Origin of the sequence: Amycolatopsis sp. NPDC058340, assembly GCF_042723975.1 — a bacterium.
Lineage (GTDB): Bacteria > Actinomycetota > Actinomycetes > Mycobacteriales > Pseudonocardiaceae > Amycolatopsis.
Window position 1 is genome coordinate 62,977 of record NZ_JBHXIB010000035.1, and the last position, 18,335, is coordinate 81,311.

Consider the following 18,335-nt stretch of genomic DNA (forward strand, 5'->3'; position numbering starts at 1 on the left):
CGAACTCCTGGTTCTCAGCCCTGGTGGGGGTAACGGACGCTGGTGGGCGGGACGAAGGTCTCCTTGACCGAGCGCGGGCTCGTCCAGCGGAGCAGGTTGAACACCGAACCGGCCTTGTCGTTGGTGCCGGACGCGCGGGCGCCGCCGAAGGGCTGCTGGCCGACGACCGCGCCGGTCGGCTTGTCGTTGACGTAGAAGTTGCCGGCGGCGAAGCGCAGCGCCTCGGACGCCTTCGCCACGGCGGTGCGGTCGTTCGCGATGACCGCGCCGGTGAGCGCGTAGTCGGCGGTCTCGTCGACGAGCTTCAGCACGTTGTCGAAGCCCGCGTCGGTGCTGTCGTCGTAGACGTGGAGCGCGAGGATCGGGCCGAAGTACTCGGTGCGGAAGATCTCGTGGTTCGGGTTGTCCGACACCAGGATCGTCGGGCGCACGAAGTAGCCGACGCTGTCGTCGGCGGTGCCACCGGCGATGACCTCGATCTCGGGGTCCTCGGCCGCGTTCTTCAGCACCGCGGCGTGCTTGTCGAAGGCGCGGCGGTCGATCACGGCGCCACCGAAGTTGCCCAGGTCGGTGACGTCGCCGTAGGTGATGGCCTCGGTCTCGGAGACCAGGTCGTCCTTCAGGCTCGCCCACAGCGAGCGCGGGACGTACGCGCGGGAAGCGGCCGAGCACTTCTGGCCCTGGTACTCGAAGGCGCCGCGGATCAGCGCGGTGCGCAGGATGTCGACGTCGGCGGAGGCGTGCGCGAGCACGAAGTCCTTGCCGCCGGTCTCGCCGACCAGGCGCGGGTACGTGCGGTAGCCCGAGATGTTGGCGCCGACGGTGGACCACAGGTGCTGGAAGGTCGCGGTGGAACCGGTGAAGTGGATCCCGGCCAGGTCGCGGTGGGTCAGGGCGACCTCGGAGACGGCCTTGCCGTCGCCCGGCAGCAGGTTGATCACGCCCGGCGGCATACCGGCCTCTTCGAGCAGCCGCATCAGCATGTGCGCGGCGTAGCTCTGCGTCGGCGACGGCTTCCACAGCACGACGTTGCCCATCAGCGCGGGCGCGGTCGGCAGGTTGCCGGAGATCGCGGTGAAGTTGAACGGGGTGATGGCGTACACGAAGCCCTCGAGCGGGCGGTGTTCCATCCGGTTCCAGATACCGGGCGAGCTGACCGGCTGCTCGGCGAGGATCTGACGGCCGAACGCGACGTTGAAGCGCCAGAAGTCGATCAGCTCGCAGGCGGAGTCGATCTCGGCCTGGAAGGCGGTCTTCGACTGGCCGAGCATGGTGGCGGCGTTCAGCTTGGCGCGCCACGGGCCGGCGAGCAGGTCGGCGGCGCGCAGGATGATCGCGGCGCGGTCGTCGAAGGACAGCGCGCGCCAGCCGGGGGCGGCGGCCTTGGCGGCGGCGATCGCGTCGTGGGTGTCCTGCGCGGTCGCGCTGTGGATGACGCCCAGCACCGCCTTGTGGTTGTGCGGCTGGACGACCTCGATCTTCTCGCCGCCGCCCTTGCGCTGCTCACCACCGATCGTCGCGGTGATGTCGATGGGGTCGGCGTTGCCCAGCGTCTTGAGCGCGCCCTCGAGTTCAGCGCGCTCAGCGCTGCCCGGCGCGTAGTTCAGCACCGGCTCGTTCTTCGGGGCGGGGGTCTGGGTCACGGCGTCCACTGACTGCTCCTGACTTCACTTCGCCGGATAGAGGTCTCACCCCGAACGGTAGACCGGACGGCTTCGCCACGGCTTGTTCGACTGGCTAGAATCAGGGTGACCATCTTGTCCGATCGGCTTAATTCGGTGATGACCTGACCACGGATACGACCACAGGTGCCTCCCTCCGGCATGTCCTCGCCACGCTCGGGGAACCGCTGGTCAGGATGCTCGCGGCCCCGGGCGGGCTCGGTGTCGGCGTGGAGGACGTCGTCATCCACGATCCGGAGGATCCGCCCGACGCCCATCCGGGTGACCTCGTCCTGGTGATCGGCGCTCGCGGGCGCTCGGCCTCCGGGGCGATCCGGGCGGCGGGGCGGTCCGGCGCGGCCGCCGTCGCGGTCAAGAACGGCTCGGCCGTCGTGAACGTCGCGGCCGACGCGGGGATCGCGCTGATCGAGGTCGGCCACGAGGCACGCTGGGAACAGGTCGAAGCACTGGCCAGAGGCGTGGTCGACGCGGCGCGCGCGGGTGGCGAAGCGGACAGCGGCGAGGTGCTGGGCGATCTGTTCTCGCTCGCGCAGACCATCGCGACGCTGACCGGCGGCCTGGTCAGCATCGAAGACACCGCGAGCCGCGTGCTGGCCTATTCGCGCGCGGGCGACGAGGTGGACGAACTGCGGCGGCTCTCGATCCTCGGCCGCGAGGGCCCGGAACGGTATCTCGCGATGCTGCGCGAATGGGGCGTCTACCAGCGGCTTCGTGCCGGTGAAGGCATCGTCCGCATCGACGAGCGGCCCGATCTCGGCATCCGGCGGCGGATCGCGGCCGGGATCCACGCCGGGTCGCAGCCGCTGGGCACGATCTGGGTCCAGGAGGGCGCGCATCCGCTCACCGAAAGCGCGGAGGTCGCCTTGCTCGGCGCGAGCCGGGCGCTGGCACCGCAGCTGATCCGGCACCGGACGCTGCCCAGCCCCGAGCTCCGGCTGCGCGAGGATCTGCTGGCAGGGCTGCTCGACGGCCGCGTCGACGCCGAGTCCGTCGCCGACGACATCGGCGCGGATCCCGGGAAACCCGCCATGGTGCTGGCGTTCTCGCTCCCCCGCGACCGGGCCGCGACCGACCGGCAGCTGCGCCGCGCCGAGCTGGTGCACCTGATCACCGTGCACACCGCCGCGTACCGGCGGAGCGCGCTGGTGAGCGTGATCGGCGGCCGGGTCTACGCGCTCCTCCCCGACCTTCCGGAGCACGCCGAAGCGCCGATCCTGGCGCTGGCCAAGGAAATCGTCGGCACCGCGCAACGGCATCTCGACGTCCGGGTGCGCGCGGCGCTGGGCGGTGTCGTGCCCCGCCTCTCGGAAGCGGCGGCCTCCCGCGGCGACGCGGACCGCGTGCTGGCGACGATGGCGCGCGGGCACGAGACCGCGGACGTCGCCTCGCTGGCCGACGTCCGCGCCGAAGTCCTGCTCTCGGAGGTGCTCGCGTTCCTCGGCGAGCAACCGAGGATCCGCGACCCGCGGCTGACCGGGCTCCTCGCGCACGACGCCGAACACGGCGGCATCCTGGTGCCCGCCGTGCTCGCGTACCTCGACGCGTTCGGAGACGTCCGGCGCGCGGCGCGCGAGCTGAACATCCATCCGAACACGGTCCGCTACCGGGTGCGCCGCGCCGGCGAGGTGTCCGGGATCGACCTGGACGACCCCGCGCAGCGCCTGCTCACCCAGCTTCTGTTGCGTCTCTAGGCCGGCGTCAGGCTCCGCAGCCCGGCGACCTCGGCCAGCGCGCGATAGGACTCCAGCCGCTCCGCCTGGTCGAACGTGCTGGTGGTCACCAGGATCTCGTCGGCGCCGGTCTTGGCGGCGAGATCGGCCAGCCGGTCCCCCACCTCGTCCGGGGTGCCGGCGAGCTGACCGTCGAGCGCCCGGTCCAGCCGCTCCCGGTCGCGTTCCGACAGCGGCCCGGCGAGGATCTCCTCCACCGGCGACAACGGCGGGAAGACACCGTGCGTGCGCGAATAGACGGTCGACCACGCTTCGGGGATCAGCAGCCGCCGGGCCCGTTCGGCCGTCTCGGCGACCGCGATGGCCGTGGACACCACGACATACGGCCGCGACGCCCGCGGGGAAGGGCGGAATCCGGAGCGATATCCCTCGACGGCTTCGAGCATCGGTCCCTCGCCCCGGACCGGCGCGATCACCAGCGGCAGCCCCAGTTCCGCGGCCAGCCGCGCCCCGGCACCGGTGGCCAGCAGGAACGCGGGCACGCGCAGGCCTTCCGCGGGAATGGCGTGCACGCCCGGATACGTCGTCTGATCGCCCGCGAGGAAGCCCAGCAGCTCGCGAACCTGTTCGCCGAAGCGATCGGCGTCGTCCTTGTCGTGTCCGAGCGCCTGCCGGACCCCGCCGGTGAACCCGACCGAACGCCCCAGCCCCATGTCGATCCGGCCAGGGAAGAGCGCTTCGAGCACGCCGAACTGTTCCGCGACCACGAGCGGCCGGTGGTTGGGCAGCATCACGCCGCCGGTGCCGACCCGGATGCGTTCCGTCGCCGAGGCGACGGCCGCCGCCAATACGGTGGGCGCGGAACCGGCGACACCGGGCACGCTGTGGTGTTCGGAGACCCAGAACCGGTGATAGCCCAAGGCTTCGATGTCCCGCGCGAAGGCGACCGTGTCCCGCAGGGCGCGGGGCGCGTCGCCGCCGCGGCGGGTCGGGGACCGGTCCAGTACCGAAAGCGTGATCACCTTCGGGTCAACGCGTCCCGGCCCGGCGGGCATTCCCCGCTCAGGGGCGCCAGCGCTCGCTGTAATCCGGGTGGTCGGCGTGCGGCAGGGCCAGCAGCCGCAGGGTCAGGCACCAGTTCGTCCCGGCCTCGTCGGCGGGCACATGGCACGTCTCGCACCAGTACTCGTTGCCGTACAAGGGGAATCCGGGGACCTTCTCCGAAACCGTGGTGCGGTGCGCCTGCAGGAGCCGCCGGGTCGCCTCGATCTCGTTGATCATCTGATTGACCGTGTCGAGTTCGAGGTCGTTGAGCGAACGGATCTTCTTTTCGATGACGACCTTGGTCTCACCGCGAGTGAGCGATTCGTTGATCTCGGTTTTCTTGACCGCCTGCATGATCAACGCCTGGCGTTGCCCCACACGCGCGGCGAGAAAGGCGATCAGGTCGTCCACGGGTACTCCTTCGTCCTCCCCCAGCCTAGTGTTCGGAGGGAAATGTCGCTGGCAGGAAGCCCGGCGTTACGGCCGGGTCCCGCGCGTCACACAGTCTCGTATCGATCCACCGCGGGGCGGTGACTGGTTTCTGGATCGACACGAAAGCGCAATCACTCCGGGAGCAAAACGAAGGGAAAACGTGAATTCGTCACCGCGGCCGCACGCGCCGTCACTTGGCGCGTGCTACGTGTCGTCCCGCGCCTTGCTCGGCTGGACGCGCTTCGGCTCACCGGGCATCTTCGGATAGTCCGGCGGATACGGCATCTCCCCGAGGCCGTGGTCGCGTTCGTCCCGCGCGTACCACTCCAGCAGCGTCTCGATGCCGAACGCCTGCTCGTCCATCGGCGCGTGGAGGTCGCCACGCTCGGCGTAGAAGGCGCCCGCGGTGAGGACGTCGAAGTCGTCCGGGTCGACCTCGGTCAGCAGATCCCAGGTCAGCGGCGTCGACACCGTCGCCCTCGGGGTGCCGCGGACCGACCAGGACGACGCCACCGTGCGGTCGCGCGCCGCCTGGTTGTAGTCGATGAAGACCCGGCCGCCGCGTTCTTCCTTCCACCAGGCGATGGTCGCCTTCTCGGGGATCCGGCGCTCGACCTCGCGGCCCAGCGCGATCACCGCGTGCCGCACGTCGATGAAGTCCCAGTCCGGCCGGATCCGCACGAGGACGTGCACCCCGCGCCCGCCCGACGTCTTCGGGTAGCCGGTCAGGCCCGCCGAGTCGAGTACCTCGCGGACCACGCCCGCGACCTCGACCGCGTCGGAGAAGCCCGCCTCGTCCGGCGGGTCCACGTCGATACGGAGCTCGTCGGGATGGTCGACGTCGGGCCGCCGCACCGGCCACGGGTGGAAGTCGAAGGTGCCCAGGTTCGCCGCCCACGCGAACACGGCGGGCTCGGTCGGGCAGACCTCCTCGGCGGTCCGGCCCGACGGGAAGGTGATCTTCGCGGTTTCCACCCAGTCCGGGGCGCCCTTCGGCACGCGCTTGGCGTAGAACCACTCGCCTTCGACGCCGTCGACGTAGCGCTTCAGCGTCGTCGGCCGCTCCCCGATCGCGCGCAGCAACGGCTCGCCGACCGCGACGTAGTGCTCCACGACCTGGCGCTTCGTGATCCCCCTGGCCGGGAAGTACACCTTGTCCGGGCTGGACACGCGGACCTTGCGCCCGCCCGCTTCGACCTCGATCGGCTCACCGTTCTTGGGCATGCGGACACCGTATCGCCGATCAGGGCCGGGGATCGGTCTCCACGACGGCCATCGTGACGACGTCATGCCACTCGCCGTCCCACCACAGCGCTTCCCGCTGGAGCCCCTCGCGGACGAAGCCGGCGTTCTCGTAGACGCGCTGGGCCCGCGGGTTGTAGTCGAACACCTCCAGCGAGACGCGGTGCAGGCCGACGGCGACGAACGCGTAGTCCAGGAGGAGCCTGGTCGCCTCGGTGCCGTAGCCCATGCCGAAGAACTCCGGCCCGTTCAGCGCGATGCGGAACGCCGCGGAACGGTTGTCCTTGTCGACGTCGGTGAGCGCGAGATCGCCGACGTGCGCGCGATCGGCCTTGCGCACGATCGCGTAGTCCGCGCGGTCGTCGAGACCGGTCCGCCCGGCCAGCCAGGTCCGGATCTGCTCGGGGGTGAACTTGGTGTGCGTACCGGTCAGCCGCATGGTTTCCGGCTCCTGCAAGGCCTTCCAGACGGTCTCGAAGTAGGTCTCGTCGAGCTGCGTGAGCACGACGTTCTCGCCGGTGAGTTCGGGCTGCGCCCGCAGCGCCTCGGTGTCGATCACGGCGGACACGGTACGGTGGACGCGGTGTCCGGCCGTACCAAATTGATTCTCGCGCTCACCGTGCTCGCCCTGTTCGTGGCGGCGGCGGTGCTGCTGCCGATCCCGAGTCCGGCCGGGCTGCGGGCCTGGGCCGCCGAGACCGGCCCGGCCACTCCGCTGGTGTTCTTCCTGGCCTATTCGGTGCTGACGGTGGCGCCGATCCCGCGCACCGTGTTCAACCTGGCGGGCGGGCTGCTGCTCGGCGCCACGACGGGAATCGTCGTCGGCATCCTGGCGACCACGGTCGCTTCCGGGCTCTCGTTCGCCCTTTCGCGGGCACTCGGCCGCGATCTGGTCACCCGGCACCTGCACCGGGCGAAGGTCCGCGCGGTCAACGACCGGCTTTCGGACGGCGGAGTTCTGGCGATCACCTCCTTACGGCTGATCCCGATGGTGCCGTTCGCTCCGTTCAGTTACCTGTGCGGAGTGTCATCGGTCCGTTTCGCCCCGTATCTGATCGGGACCGCGCTCGGCAGCCTGCCGGGTACGGTCGCGGTCGTCGTCCTCGGCGACGCGCTGACCGGGGAAACGCCTCCCGCCCTGCTGATCTGTTACGCCGTGTTCGCCGCCGCGGGGGCCATCGGGCTGGTGAAGGTCTTCCGCCGCAAGGCCAGTCCGGTGCCCGAACCGAGCGGCGAGGAAGAATTGCCCGCCTCCGCACCGGCGAGCTGACGGGGAGCCGAAACCGCCGCCCGCTACACTCGATCGAGTGCGCGGGACCTGTCAGGCCGCGTAGCGCCACCATCACCCGGAGAATGTGTCAGGAGCAGTCGCCATCGACACCGGTCAGCTGATCGCTGGGCACTATCGCCTGGTCGAGCAAATTGGTAGCGGTGCCATGGGGGTGGTCTGGCGTGCCATCGATGTCCGCCTCGAGCGCTCGGTGGCGGTCAAGCAGATCCTCCCGCAGCCCGGTGTCTCCGAGGCCGAACGCGACAACATGCGCCAGCGCGCCATGCGCGAGGCGAAGAACGCGGCCCGGTTCCAGCATCCGAACGCGATCGTGGTGTTCGACATCGCCGAGCACGGCGGCGACCCCTGCCTGGTGATGGAGTACCTGAACGGCCCGAGTCTCTCGGCGATCATCGCCGATGAAGGCACGCTGGCGCTGGGGCGCGTCGCGAAGATCGGCGAGCAGGTCGCGTCGGCGCTGGTCGCCGCGCACCGCGCCGGGATCGTGCACCGCGACGTCAAACCGGGCAACATCCTGATCGACGAGGCAGGCACCGCGAAGATCACCGACTTCGGCATCTCCCGCGCGGCCGGTGACATGACGCTCACCCAGACCGGCCTGATCGGCGGCACCCCGGCGTACCTCGCGCCCGAGCTGGCGCGCGGCTCGGACCCGGTGCCCAGCTCCGACGTCTTCGCGCTCGGCGCGACGCTGTATCAGGCGATCGAGGGCCAGACGCCGTACGGGAACAGCTCCAACCAGCTCGCGCTGCTGTACGCGGCCGCGAACGGCCAGATCAACCCGCCGCAGCAGGCGGGCCCCGCGACGGCGCTGCTGATGAGCCTCCTGCGCACCGAGCCGACCGAACGCCCGAGCATGGCCGAGGCCAGGGAGCGCCTCGCCGCGCTGGCGGCGAACGAATCCGGCGCGGGCATGGCCGCGTCGCCGCGGCTTTTCGGAGCGGGCGGCGGTAGACAGCCCGCCGTGCCCGAGACTCCCGGGCACGGCATCCCCGGCGGAGACCGCCCGCCGTGGCAGCGGACCGACAAGCCGGTCTCCTCCGCCGCGGCTCCTCCGCAACCCACCAAGACGCACACGCCGACGGCCGCGTTCATCCCGATGCGCTCGCCGTCCGCCCCGCCGAACACCCCGCCGCGCCCGGTCGCCGCGATGAGCCCGCCGCCGTCCGCGGCCGCACCGATGCGGCCGTCCCCGGCCAAGCCCGCCGACGCCAAGCGCAAAGCCGTCCTGTTCGCGGGCGCCGGTGCCGCGGTCGTGGTGATCGCCGTGATCGTGTTCCTGATCCTGAACTCGAGCAACGGCTCCAACACCCAGGCGGGCGACAACACCGGGGCGAACCCACAGCCCGGCACCTCGGCGCCGCCGAAGAGCGGCTCGTCTTCGTCGCGTCCCGCACCCGCGGGCCTGGGGAAGACCCCGAGCGAGAAGGTCACCAGCTACTCCAGCGTGGGGCAATTCCTGCTGGACTTCTTCGACACCGACAAGATCGGGACGTCCGCGAGCTGGAACAAGCTCACGGAGGCCGCGAAGGCGGTCTACGGCTCGGAGCAGGCGTTCGCCGAGTACTGGAGCACTCACAAGGTCACTGGTGCCGAAACCGCGCGAGCGGACAGCGGCGGCGGAAACCCCGACGGCTCGATCGACATGAACATCACGCTCAACAAGGGACCACGGCCGGCGCTGCGCGTGGTCCAGGTCGGCGGGCAGTACTACATCGACGCCGACACACGAGTACTCGGCAACTGACGCAGCGTGGCGGTGGTGAGACCCGCCTCGCTGGTGGTAGGCCAATCGCCGCTCTTGGCTTACTGTTGGCGGTATGGCCGATAGCGGACCTTTCGGACCTGGCCAGAATCCTCGTTTCCAGGAGGACCTGGTAGGCCTCGACCCGTACGACCCCGAAGCCCGGGCCTTCGCCGAGCATCTGGACCGCATCGAGCGCTGCGGCCCGAACTTCACCGTGGAGGCCTGCCTCGACGGTGTCTCCGATTTCGCCGACTCCAGCAACCGTCTCGGCGGGCTGCGCTGGTGGGTTTCGGCACTCGTCGTGGTCCTCATCGTGCTCGGCGTGATGGTCACCGCATGGGACATCATCGGCCGGGCCATCGCGTGGCTCGCGGGGTAACGTGGAACCGGTGAAAGGCATGAAACCCGTTGTCGGAGCCACGCCGCGCGTGGTCAAGTCCGAGCAGGAATGGCGGGAGCAGCTCAGCCCCGACGAGTACGCCGTCCTTCGCCAGGCGGGCACCGAGCGCCCCTTCACCGGTGAGTACACCGATGAGAAGACCACCGGGGTCTACCAGTGCCGGGCCTGTGGCGCCGAACTGTTCCGCAGCGACACGAAATTCGACAGCCACTGCGGCTGGCCGTCGTTCTACGACCCGGCTGACACCGACGCCGTCCTCCTCCGTGAGGACACCACCATGGGAATGCGCCGGATCGAGGTGCTGTGCAAGTCGTGCCACAGCCACCTCGGGCACGTCTTCGAAGGCGAGGGTTACGCCACGCCGACGGATCAGCGGTACTGCATCAACTCGATCTCGCTGAAGCTCGTTCCCGAGTCGTAACCGAACGAAGCGAACCACCGCCCTTCCCGGCGCGTTCCCGGATGACAGGAACAGCGTCGGGGAGGGCGGTCTCGTATGAACGAACCCTGGGGAATCTCCGGACCGGCTTTCGCGTGGCTGTACGGAGTCTGTGCCGTGCTGCCGTTTCTCGTCGCCGGCTTGTGGACACATTCGCTCCGGCGCCGTGCCGCCGACGAGTGGACGCCGCCGGGCCCCTATCACCTCGCCGCTCTGGCCGGTGGCACCGAGCGGGTCGCCGATGTCGCGGTGGCCACCATGGTCGCCGGTGAACGGATACGGCTGGACAGCCGAGGGCGGGTCACCGTCCTCCGAGCCGCATCAGGAGACCCGCTTACACGCGCCGCCGCCGAACTCGTCCCGCGGGCGGGCGACGGCGGACTCTACCGGTTGAAGAAGCTGCTGAGCCGGAGCGCGGCCGTCCAGGAAGTGCGCAACGAACTTCAGCTGAGCGGCCTGCAAGTGGATGAACGTCGCCGTCGCGCCGGGTGGCTGGTGGCCTTGATCGTCTACCTCCCCGTGCTCGCGCTCGGGCTGGCGAGGCTCGCCAACGCCATCCCGCTGGGTCGCCCGGTCGGGGTGCTGACGGGTCTCCTCCTCGCGGTGGTCGCGGCCATCGCCGGGACCGCCCTTCTCCAACGGCCGAGCCGCACCGTCCTGCCGACCTTGGCCGGGCTGGGCGTCATCGGCGCGGCCCGGCGGAACCCGCTTCTGGTCCCCGGAGTGGCGGGCGCGGTGGCGCTCGGCGGGTTGGCGGCGTATCCCGATCCGGTGATGGCGGACGTGCTGGTCAGGACCGGCGACGCCACCGCCAAGGGATCGGCGGGTTCGTCGGGCAGTGGAAGCGGCTGTGCGAACGGTTCGTCCTGCGGCGGTGGCGGTGGCGGCGGTTGTGGCGGCTGACGGCCCAACTGCCGTCACCGGACTCCACACCGGATGCTCGAATCACGGAACCACCACCGGACGGAAAAGCGTCCGACTACGGTAAGTGCACCTGCTCGCGAAAGGCCCGTGCGATGGAAGACACCTGGGGCATCCCCGGACCGACTTTCCTGGCGATCTATGGCGCCCTGATCGTATTCCCGGTGGTCGCCGGTTTCGTGTGGACGATCGCGACCAAACTGGGCGACAAGGCGCCGCGCGCCGAAGTGAGCGGCCCGCAGCCGACCGTGTACGAGTTCGCCTATCTCGCCGGTGGCCCGGACCGGGTGGTCGACACGGCCATCGCGACGCTGGTCGACCGCGGGACCTTGCGGGTCAGCAGTTCGAAGCAGCTCCAGCTGACGGGCCCCGAGCCCGCCGACCCGATCGAAAAGGCCGTCGCCAAGGGCGCCAAGCCGGGCTACAACGCCACGACCCGCGGCATCCGCGACCGGTTGCGGCTGTCGGGGCCGATGCAGGCGCTCGCCAAGGGGCTTGAGACGCGAGGGCTGGTCGTCGTCGATCAGACGCCGCGGATCCGCCGGGTCGTGTACTTCCTGTATCTCGCCGTCCTGGTCCTCGGCGTGGCGCGCCTGATCGCCGGGATAGCCGGCGACCGCCCGGTCGGATACCTGATCCCGCTGCTGATCTCGGCCGTGTTCGCGACGGTGATCTCCCGTGCGCTCAAGAACAAGCGGCCGGGCCCGCGACCGACCAGCGAGGGTGCCCGGGTCCTCCACAAGGCCAGGTCCGCGCACGGGCGGGAGCGCAAACGCGGCATCCCGAACGGACCGGGCTACGCCGGGGCGGCCGGTGCCGGGTTGCTGGGCGGCGCCGCGGCCGCGGTCGCGTTCGGCGGCCTCGCCTCGTACCCCGATGAGGAGCTGAGCGCGGCCCTCATCCCGCCGCCGGTCTCCAGCGGTTTCGGCGGCGGTTCGTCCGGCGGCGGCTCCTCGTGCAGCAGCGGAGGCAGCTCCTGCAGCAGCGGCAGCAGCGGCGGCGGCGGTTGCGGTGGAGGCGGCTGTGGCGGCTGACGGGCCCGGCAAGCTCGGGATCGGTATCGGCTGGCGGCACGAGCTCGATCTTTCGATCGCCCGGTTGCCAGGCGTCGACTGGGTCGAGGTCGTCGCCGAGAACCTGCACGCCGGGCATCTTCCGGAGACCCTGGTCGCGTTGCGCGACAAGGGAATGCCGGTCCTGCCGCACGCGGTGTCGCTCTCGCTGGGCGGCGCGGAGCCGCTGGACACCGCGCGCGTCGAGCATCTCGCGGTCCTCACCCGCGAGCTCGGCGCGCCGATGGCCAGCGACCACGTGTGCTTCGTCCGCGCGGGTGGCCTCGACTCGGGCCATCTGATGCCGCTCCCCCGCACCCGGGAAGCGCTGGACGTCCTGGTGGACAACGTCAACCTGACACAGTCCATCGTGGAGGTCCCGTTCGCGCTGGAGAACATCGCGGCGGTGCTGGAATGGCCGGACGCGGAGTTCACCGAGTCGGAATTCCTGCGGGAACTGACCGAGCGGACCGGCTGCCTGCTGATCATCGACGTCGCCAACCTGTACGCCAACGCCCGCAACCTCGGCACCGATCCCGAACGGTTCCTCGACGAGATCCCGTGGGAGCGGCTGGCGTACACGCATATGGCCGGCGGTGTCGAACGCGACGGCGTCTACCACGACACGCACGCCCATCCGGTGGTCCCGGAGGTGCTGGACCTGCTGCGCGAACTGCGGCGCCGCACCGAGCCGCCGGGTGTCCTGCTGGAGCGCGACGACGACTACCCGTCCGACACCGAACTGGCGGCCGAGCTGGCCGCGCTGCGGGAAGCGGTCTCGCCGTGACGTCGCCCCGGGAGCGGCTCGCCGGGCAGCAGGCGGAGCTGCTCAAGGCGCTTCTCGCCGGAGGCGACGCTCCGGCGGGTTTCGACGCGGACAGGCTCCGCATCGAGGCGAACGTCTTGCGGAACAAGCAAAGCAGGCTGGCCGCCTACCTCCGCCCGGATCTCGCCGAGGCTCTCGGCGACCGGTTCGCCGCACTCTTCCGCGAGTACGCGACGAGCCACCCGAAGACCGACGCGATCCGCGCCCGGGCCTACGCGGACGCGTTCGGCACGTGGCTCGTCGAACGCGCTGAGATCCCGAAACCCCCGGGCCGATTCGCGCGCCTGCTACGCCGCATTTAGTCCTCTGAATGCGGTTTCACCAGACCGGGCGGTCGCTCCCCGCCACGTGCGTCGCTTCCGTCCACTGTGGATTCGAGCCGGGCAGTGTTCCCGCCATCTTCACCCGGGTGACCCGACCGAGCTGGCCGTCGACGTCTTCGAGCCACTCGCCGCCGTCGAAGCCGGTGGGCCCCGGTTCCTTGCGTCCCAAAGAGTTCAGCCACTCGCCGGTCCCGGCGAGCGACGTGCGGACATGTTGGCTGCCGCCTTCGGTGGCCGCCCGGCGGACGGCGGTCATGATCGCCGCCGCGGTGAGCCAGCCGGTCGCGTGGTCGAGCGCCTGCACCGGAAGCGGTCCCGGGCCGTCGAGCCCGGCGGTCTTGCCGCCTTCGTCGGCGATGCCCGACGCCATCTGCACCAGGCTGTCGAACCCGCGCCTGCGTGCCCACGGCCCTTCCCAGCCGTAGGCGGACAGGTCGGCGACCACGATTCCGGGGCGGAGCTCGGCGATCGCTTCCGGCGAGAAACCCTTGGCAGTCAACGAACCCGGTCGGAATCCCTGCAACACGACGTCGGCGCGGGCGATCAGCTTGCGCAGCCGCGAGCGTCCGGCCTCGGTCTCGAGGTCGACGTACGCGGAGAGCTTCCCCATCCCGGTGTCGACGGCCAGCGGCGGCACGGTCGGCAGCTGCGCAGAACCGATGTGCATGACGGTCGCCCCGTGCGCGGCGAGCACGCGGCCCGCGACCGGCCCGGCGATGACATGGGTCAGGTCCAGGATCCGCACCCCGCCCAGCGGCCGGCCGGATTCGAAGAGCCGCACGGGTTCCGACGGGCCGAGCGGCCGGATGTCGGCGACCGGCAACGCGCTCGACGCCTGCCCCTGTTTGTGCGCCAGCCACTCGTCACGGGTCCGCATCACGGCGGCGGCCCCGCCGGCGCCGACCACGGCCGACTCGACCTCGTACTTCGACTTGGCCGCCACGACCTTCTCGAACGCCGCCCGCGTCGCGGGCACGCCCAGACCCCAGCACACGGCGGACACGTGACGCGGGTAGTTGCAGTGCAGCCGCACCCAGCCGTCGTTCGCGCGGTAGTCGCCGGACAGCGGCGCGCTGAACGGCACCGGCTCCCCGTCGACGCGGACGTACTGTTCGCTGTGGAACGCCGCCGCCGCGTGCCGCGTGTCGACCGAGACCTTGCCCGGCTCGATTCCCCGCAGCCGCAACAGTTCCCCGGCCGCGAGCGTCGCCGCGGCGATACTCGTCGTCGCCGCCTCCTCGACCCGGAAGGTGCCGGGCAGCACCGACTCGGGGCCGGTGATCTCGACGGCGTCCTCGGCGAGGGTGTCGCCGGTGAGCGTGGTCCAGACGCGGGTGTCCACGGAGGCCTTCACTAGGGCAGGAGCGCGATCAGCTCGGCGGGCGCTACCTTCGTCCCGGTGTAGAACGGGATCTCCTCGCGCACGTGCAGCCGCGCCTCGGTGCCGCGCAGATGACGCATCAGGTCGACGATGCGGTGCAGTTCGTCGGCCTCGAAGGCCAGGATCCACTCGTAGTCGCCCAGCGCGAACGACGCGACCGTGTTGGCGCGGACGTCCGGATAGTCGCGGGCCTCTTTGCCGTGGTCGGCGAGCATCTTGCGGCGCTCGTCGTCCGGCAGCAGGTACCACTCGTAGGAGCGCACGAACGGGTACACGCAGATGAACTTGCGGGCCTCTTCACCGGCGAGGAACGCCGGGATGTGGCTCTTGTTGAACTCCGCCGGGCGGTGCAGCGCGACCTGGCTCCACACCGGCGCCGACGCGCGGCCGAGCGGCGTGTGCCGGAACCCGCTGTACGCCGCCTGGACCTGCTCGATCTCCTCGGCGTGCCACCAGATCATGTAGTCGGCGTCGGCGCGCAGCCCGGAGAGGTCGTAGACACCGCGGACGACGACGCCCTTGGCCTCCAGCGCGTCGAGGTACTCGGTGGTCTCCGCGGTCGCCTTCGCCCGGTCTTCGCCGAGCTTGCCCTGCTCGGCACGAAAGACCGACCAGGCGGTGTAGCGGATGGTGTCATTGAGCTCGTTGTAGTTCAGCCGCGCCATACCGCCATCTTGGCACTGCCGGTGCTCAGGAGCCCTCGTGGGGCGGTGTGATCCCGGCGATGCGGCGGGCGGCCGCGTCGGCGGTCGCGATGCAGGCGGGCAGCCCGACGCCGTGCAGTGTCGCGCCCGCCACGGCGAGGCCGGGGACACCGGCGACGGCGCGTTCGATCCGCTCGACGCGGAGGAGGTGCCCGGTGCCGTACTGCGGGAGCCCGCCGCCCCATCGGGTCACCAGGGTGTCGATCGGCTCGGCGGTGACGCCAGTCAGCCGGGCCAGGTCGGCGCGGACCACGCGCACGAGTTCGTCGTCGTCCGCGTGCAGCGCGTCCGGTTCGCCGAAGCGGCCGACCGAGCCGCGCACCAGCACCGGGCCTTCGCCGTACTGCGCCCACTTGCGGGAAGAGAAGGTGAACGCCTTGGCGGCGAACGGCTTCCCGGCCGCGTCCCGCTCCCCCGCGCCGATCAGCACCCCGGACGATTCCGGCAACACGGTCCCCGGCGGCAGCGCGAGCGCGACCACCGCCATCGACGCGAGTTCCACCTTGGCGAACACCGACGAGGCCACTCCCGCGACACCGTCGAGCAGCCGTCGTGCCGAAGGCGCCGGGACGGCGAGAACGACGGAATCGGCGTCGAGGTCGTCGACCTTCCAGCCGACGGCGGTGCGTTCGAGCGCCGTCACCGTGGTCCCGGTCCGGATCTCGGCGCGGGACAGCTCCGCGAGCCGGGCGATCAGCGTTCCGAGGCCACCCAGGAGGGTGCCGAAGACCGGCGCCGTACTCGGCGAGGCGGGCATGAGCGAGGCGGCGCCTTCGGTGAGCGAGCGTGCGCCGCGATCGATCGCGGACGCGAGACCGGGCATGGTCGCGCGCAGCCCGAGCCCGTCCGCTCCCCCGGCGTAGACCCCGCCGAGCAGTGGATCGACGAGGCGGTCCACGAGCTCGTCACCGAACCGCTCACGCAGCAAGGGCCCGAGCGGCACGTCCTCCGCGGGCAGTTCCAGCGGAGACAGCGACGCCTCGGCCTCGACCAGTGCGCGGCCCTTCTCCGACAGCACCCCCGCGACCGCGTCGGCCGAAGCGGGAACGCCCATGACCGTGCCCGGCGGCAGGCCGAGCACGGAACCGCCGGCGTGGATCTTGGCGCGGGCCTTGGTGGGGTGGACGAGACTCTCGCCGAGCCCGACCTCGCGGACCAGGGCGACCGCCTCGGGGCGGCGGGCGAGGAAGGCCTCCGCGCCGACGTCGTAGCGCTCTCCGGCGAGTTCGACCGTGCGGAGCTTCCCGCCGAGCGACCCGGTCGCCTCGAAGACGACGATGCGGGAGTCCTCGCCGAGCAGGGTCCGCAGCCGGTACGCCGCGGTCAGTCCCGAGATGCCGCCACCTACGACGGCGACGGTGGTCACGGCCGGTGCTCGTGCACCAGCCCGACCACGCGCGTCAAGACGTCCGGGTCGACGCCGGGCAGCACGCCGTGGCCGAGGTTGAAGACGTGGCCGTCGGCCGCGCGGCCCTCGGCGAGGATGCGCCGCACTTCGGCCTCGATGACCGGCCAGGACGCGTGCAGCAGCGCCGGGTCGAGGTTGCCCTGGACGACACCGCCGCCGAGCCGCCGGACGGCTTCGTCGAGCGGGATGCGCCAGTCGACGCCGACCACGTCGGCGCCCGCGTCGCGCATCGCGACCAGCAGCTCGCCGGTGCCGACGCCGAAGTGGATCCGGGGCACGCCGTAGCCCGCGACCGCGGACAGCACCTTCGCCGAATGCGGGAGGACGAACTCGCGGTAGTCCCGCTCCGAGAGCGCACCCGCCCACGAGTCGAAGAGCTGGATCGCGTCGGCCCCGGCGTCGAGCTGCGCGGAGAGGAAGGTGATCGCCATGTCCGCGAGGCGCCCGGCCAGCTCGTGCCACAGCTGGGGCTCGGAATGCATGAGCGCCTTGGTGTGCTCGTGGTTGCGGCTCGGCCCGCCCTCGATGAGGTACGAGGCCAGCGTGAACGGCGCGCCGGCGAACCCGATCAGCGGCGTCTCGCCCAGCGACCCGACCAGCAGCCGGACCCCCTCGGCGACCCGCTCCACCTGTTCCGGCTCCAGCACCGGCAGCGCGCGCACGCCCGCGGCGTCGCGGATCGGCTCGGCGACGACCGGGCCGGTGCCCGCGACGATGTCGATGTCGAGGCCCGCCGCCTTGAGCGGGACGACGATGTCACTGAAGAGGATGGCCGCGTCGACGCCGTGGCGGCGGATCGGCTGGAGCGTGATCTCGGCGAGCATCTCGGGGTCGAAGCACGCTTCGAACATCGAGGTGCCCTCGCGCAGCGCCCGGTACTCGGGCAGCGACCGGCCCGCCTGGCGCATGAACCACACGGGGGTGTGAGCCGGGCGTTCGCCGCGCGCGGCGGCCAGGAACGGCGCACCGGGCAGGGCGCGCCGGGCCGCCGGGACGGTCTGCGCGGGAGAAGCGACTGAAGGAGACATCACGGTTCATGGTGCCATGTGCGCTCGGAGGCCTTACTCTCGGCGCGCCTGCGCCCCGAACCGGACGATCGCGTCTTACAGTCGGTTGGTGACCGCGATGACATCAGTACCCGATCTCTTCCGTGAAGCCGTCGCGGCGTTGCAATCGGTCCGGCCCCGCCCCGAAGTCCAGCTGGAGACGATGCGCCCGCCGCAGCGGCTGGCGCCGTGGTCCTACGCGGTCAGCTGCGAGGTGGAAGGGCCGGCGGACGTGCTGGCGTCGGGGCGGCTGGTGCTGCTGCACGATCCGGCGGGCCAAGAGGGCTGGGACGGGGTCCTGCGGCTGGTCATGTACGTCCGCGCGGAACTCGACCGGGAACTGGCGACCGATCCCTTCCTGCCCGCCGTCGGCTGGTCGTGGCTGACCGACGCGTTGGAGACCTCCGGCGCGGAGTGGACGGCGCTGGGCGGGACGGTCACCGAGACCTCGTCGGCCCGCTTCGGCGACATCTCGGGGCCCGCGCGCACCGACGATCTGGAACTCCGGGCGTCCTGGACGCCGACCGACGCCGCGCTACGGCCGCACGGGCAGGCGTTCTGCCAGGTGATGGCGAGCGTCGTGGGACTGCCTCCGGTGGGCGTGACCCTGTTCGAGCAGCGCCAGTCCTCCTAGCCGCTTCGAGCGCTTCCCAAGTCCGTGAAGGCCTCCTTGAGGGACCCTGGGTCCCTCAAGGAGGCCTTCACGGACTTCTCCCCGGGGCCCGAC

19 protein-coding genes are annotated in these 18,335 nt (G+C 71.1%); 10 read left to right on the forward strand and 9 right to left on the reverse strand.

Annotated features, from left to right (window positions below; translation table 11 throughout):
- Window positions 1-14: 14 nt before the first annotated feature.
- Window positions 15-1,652: an L-glutamate gamma-semialdehyde dehydrogenase gene (gene pruA, locus ACFWIW_RS29845; RefSeq protein ID WP_378371538.1), complete on the reverse strand. Its 1,638-nt coding sequence runs from the start codon at window positions 1,650-1,652 to the stop codon at window positions 15-17.
- A gap of 206 nt (window positions 1,653-1,858) precedes the next feature.
- On the opposite strand from pruA, the gene ACFWIW_RS29850 reads away from it, so the two are divergent.
- The gene (locus ACFWIW_RS29850) at window positions 1,859-3,373 is read left to right on the forward strand and encodes a PucR family transcriptional regulator (protein ID WP_378371539.1); all 1,515 of its coding nucleotides are present in this window, start codon (window positions 1,859-1,861) and stop codon (window positions 3,371-3,373) included.
- Here ACFWIW_RS29850 and ACFWIW_RS29855 read toward each other — a convergent pair.
- The 4 genes from ACFWIW_RS29855 to ACFWIW_RS29870 all read right to left on the reverse strand — a co-directional run bounded on the left by ACFWIW_RS29855 (window position 3,370) and on the right by ACFWIW_RS29870 (window position 6,629).
- Complete coding sequence (locus tag ACFWIW_RS29855) at window positions 3,370-4,407, reverse strand: LLM class flavin-dependent oxidoreductase (protein WP_378371540.1); 1,038 nt, start codon at window positions 4,405-4,407, stop codon at window positions 3,370-3,372. The genes ACFWIW_RS29850 and ACFWIW_RS29855 overlap by 4 nt on opposite strands.
- 7 nt (window positions 4,408-4,414) lie before the next feature.
- Entirely contained in the window at window positions 4,415-4,807 is a 393-nt protein-coding gene (locus tag ACFWIW_RS29860; protein ID WP_034318123.1) for a DUF6221 family protein, read from the reverse strand.
- A 225-nt stretch (window positions 4,808-5,032) separates the two neighbouring features.
- Window positions 5,033-6,052 carry a DNA polymerase domain-containing protein gene (locus ACFWIW_RS29865; protein WP_378371541.1) on the reverse strand — a complete coding sequence of 340 codons (1,020 nt, stop codon included), beginning with the start codon at window positions 6,050-6,052 and terminating at the stop codon, window positions 5,033-5,035.
- Between the two features lie 19 nt (window positions 6,053-6,071).
- Complete coding sequence (locus ACFWIW_RS29870; protein ID WP_378371542.1) at window positions 6,072-6,629, reverse strand: GNAT family N-acetyltransferase; 558 nt, start codon at window positions 6,627-6,629, stop codon at window positions 6,072-6,074.
- A gap of 24 nt (window positions 6,630-6,653) precedes the next feature.
- Here ACFWIW_RS29870 and ACFWIW_RS29875 point away from each other — a divergent pair, with 24 nt between their 5' ends.
- The 8 genes from ACFWIW_RS29875 (at window position 6,654) to ACFWIW_RS29910 (ending at window position 13,048) form a co-directional block, all read left to right on the forward strand.
- A complete protein-coding gene (locus ACFWIW_RS29875; protein WP_378371543.1) occupies window positions 6,654-7,340 on the forward strand; it encodes a TVP38/TMEM64 family protein in 687 nt (228 codons plus the stop codon).
- Between the two features lie 166 nt (window positions 7,341-7,506).
- Window positions 7,507-9,108: a protein kinase gene (locus ACFWIW_RS29880; RefSeq protein ID WP_378371554.1), complete on the forward strand. Its 1,602-nt coding sequence runs from the start codon at window positions 7,507-7,509 to the stop codon at window positions 9,106-9,108.
- 73 nt (window positions 9,109-9,181) lie between these two features.
- Complete coding sequence (locus ACFWIW_RS29885; RefSeq protein ID WP_016333002.1) at window positions 9,182-9,487, forward strand: hypothetical protein; 306 nt, start codon at window positions 9,182-9,184, stop codon at window positions 9,485-9,487.
- Between the two features lie 19 nt (window positions 9,488-9,506).
- Window positions 9,507-9,929, forward strand: coding sequence for a peptide-methionine (R)-S-oxide reductase MsrB (gene msrB, locus ACFWIW_RS29890; protein ID WP_378371544.1), 423 nt, complete (start codon window positions 9,507-9,509; stop codon window positions 9,927-9,929).
- A gap of 75 nt (window positions 9,930-10,004) precedes the next feature.
- Window positions 10,005-10,850, forward strand: a complete 846-nt coding sequence (locus ACFWIW_RS29895; protein WP_378371545.1) for a TIGR04222 domain-containing membrane protein — start codon at window positions 10,005-10,007, stop codon at window positions 10,848-10,850.
- Between the two features lie 113 nt (window positions 10,851-10,963).
- On the forward strand, window positions 10,964-11,902 hold the full coding sequence (locus ACFWIW_RS29900; protein ID WP_378371546.1) for a TIGR04222 domain-containing membrane protein: 939 nt from the start codon (window positions 10,964-10,966) through the stop codon (window positions 11,900-11,902).
- Window positions 11,892-12,707 (forward strand): DUF692 domain-containing protein, encoded by an 816-nt coding sequence (locus ACFWIW_RS29905; RefSeq protein WP_378371547.1) that lies wholly within the window; start codon window positions 11,892-11,894, stop codon window positions 12,705-12,707. The genes ACFWIW_RS29900 and ACFWIW_RS29905 overlap by 11 nt, the downstream gene beginning before the upstream one ends.
- Window positions 12,704-13,048, forward strand: coding sequence for a hypothetical protein (locus ACFWIW_RS29910; RefSeq protein WP_378371548.1), 345 nt, complete (start codon window positions 12,704-12,706; stop codon window positions 13,046-13,048). Before ACFWIW_RS29905 ends, ACFWIW_RS29910 begins: the two co-directional genes overlap by 4 nt.
- Window positions 13,049-13,064: 16 nt before the next feature.
- Here the strand turns inward: ACFWIW_RS29910 and ACFWIW_RS29915 are convergent, their stop codons facing one another.
- Genes ACFWIW_RS29915 through hemE form a run of 4 tightly spaced genes read right to left on the reverse strand, consistent with a single transcriptional unit; the run spans window position 13,065 to window position 17,590 of the window.
- Window positions 13,065-14,411 (reverse strand): CoA transferase, encoded by a 1,347-nt coding sequence (locus ACFWIW_RS29915; protein ID WP_378371549.1) that lies wholly within the window; start codon window positions 14,409-14,411, stop codon window positions 13,065-13,067.
- A gap of 11 nt (window positions 14,412-14,422) precedes the next feature.
- Window positions 14,423-15,115: a hydrogen peroxide-dependent heme synthase gene (hemQ, locus tag ACFWIW_RS29920; RefSeq protein ID WP_016332997.1), complete on the reverse strand. Its 693-nt coding sequence runs from the start codon at window positions 15,113-15,115 to the stop codon at window positions 14,423-14,425.
- A gap of 25 nt (window positions 15,116-15,140) precedes the next feature.
- Entirely contained in the window at window positions 15,141-16,520 is a 1,380-nt protein-coding gene (gene hemG / locus ACFWIW_RS29925) for a protoporphyrinogen oxidase (protein WP_378371550.1), read from the reverse strand.
- On the reverse strand, window positions 16,517-17,590 hold the full coding sequence (gene hemE / locus ACFWIW_RS29930) for a uroporphyrinogen decarboxylase (RefSeq protein ID WP_378371551.1): 1,074 nt from the start codon (window positions 17,588-17,590) through the stop codon (window positions 16,517-16,519). Before hemE ends, hemG begins: the two co-directional genes overlap by 4 nt.
- An 88-nt stretch (window positions 17,591-17,678) precedes the next feature.
- Here hemE and ACFWIW_RS29935 point away from each other — a divergent pair, with 88 nt between their 5' ends.
- Window positions 17,679-18,242, forward strand: a complete 564-nt coding sequence (locus tag ACFWIW_RS29935) for a DUF3000 domain-containing protein (protein WP_378371552.1) — start codon at window positions 17,679-17,681, stop codon at window positions 18,240-18,242.
- The last annotated feature ends 93 nt before the right edge of the window (window positions 18,243-18,335 follow it).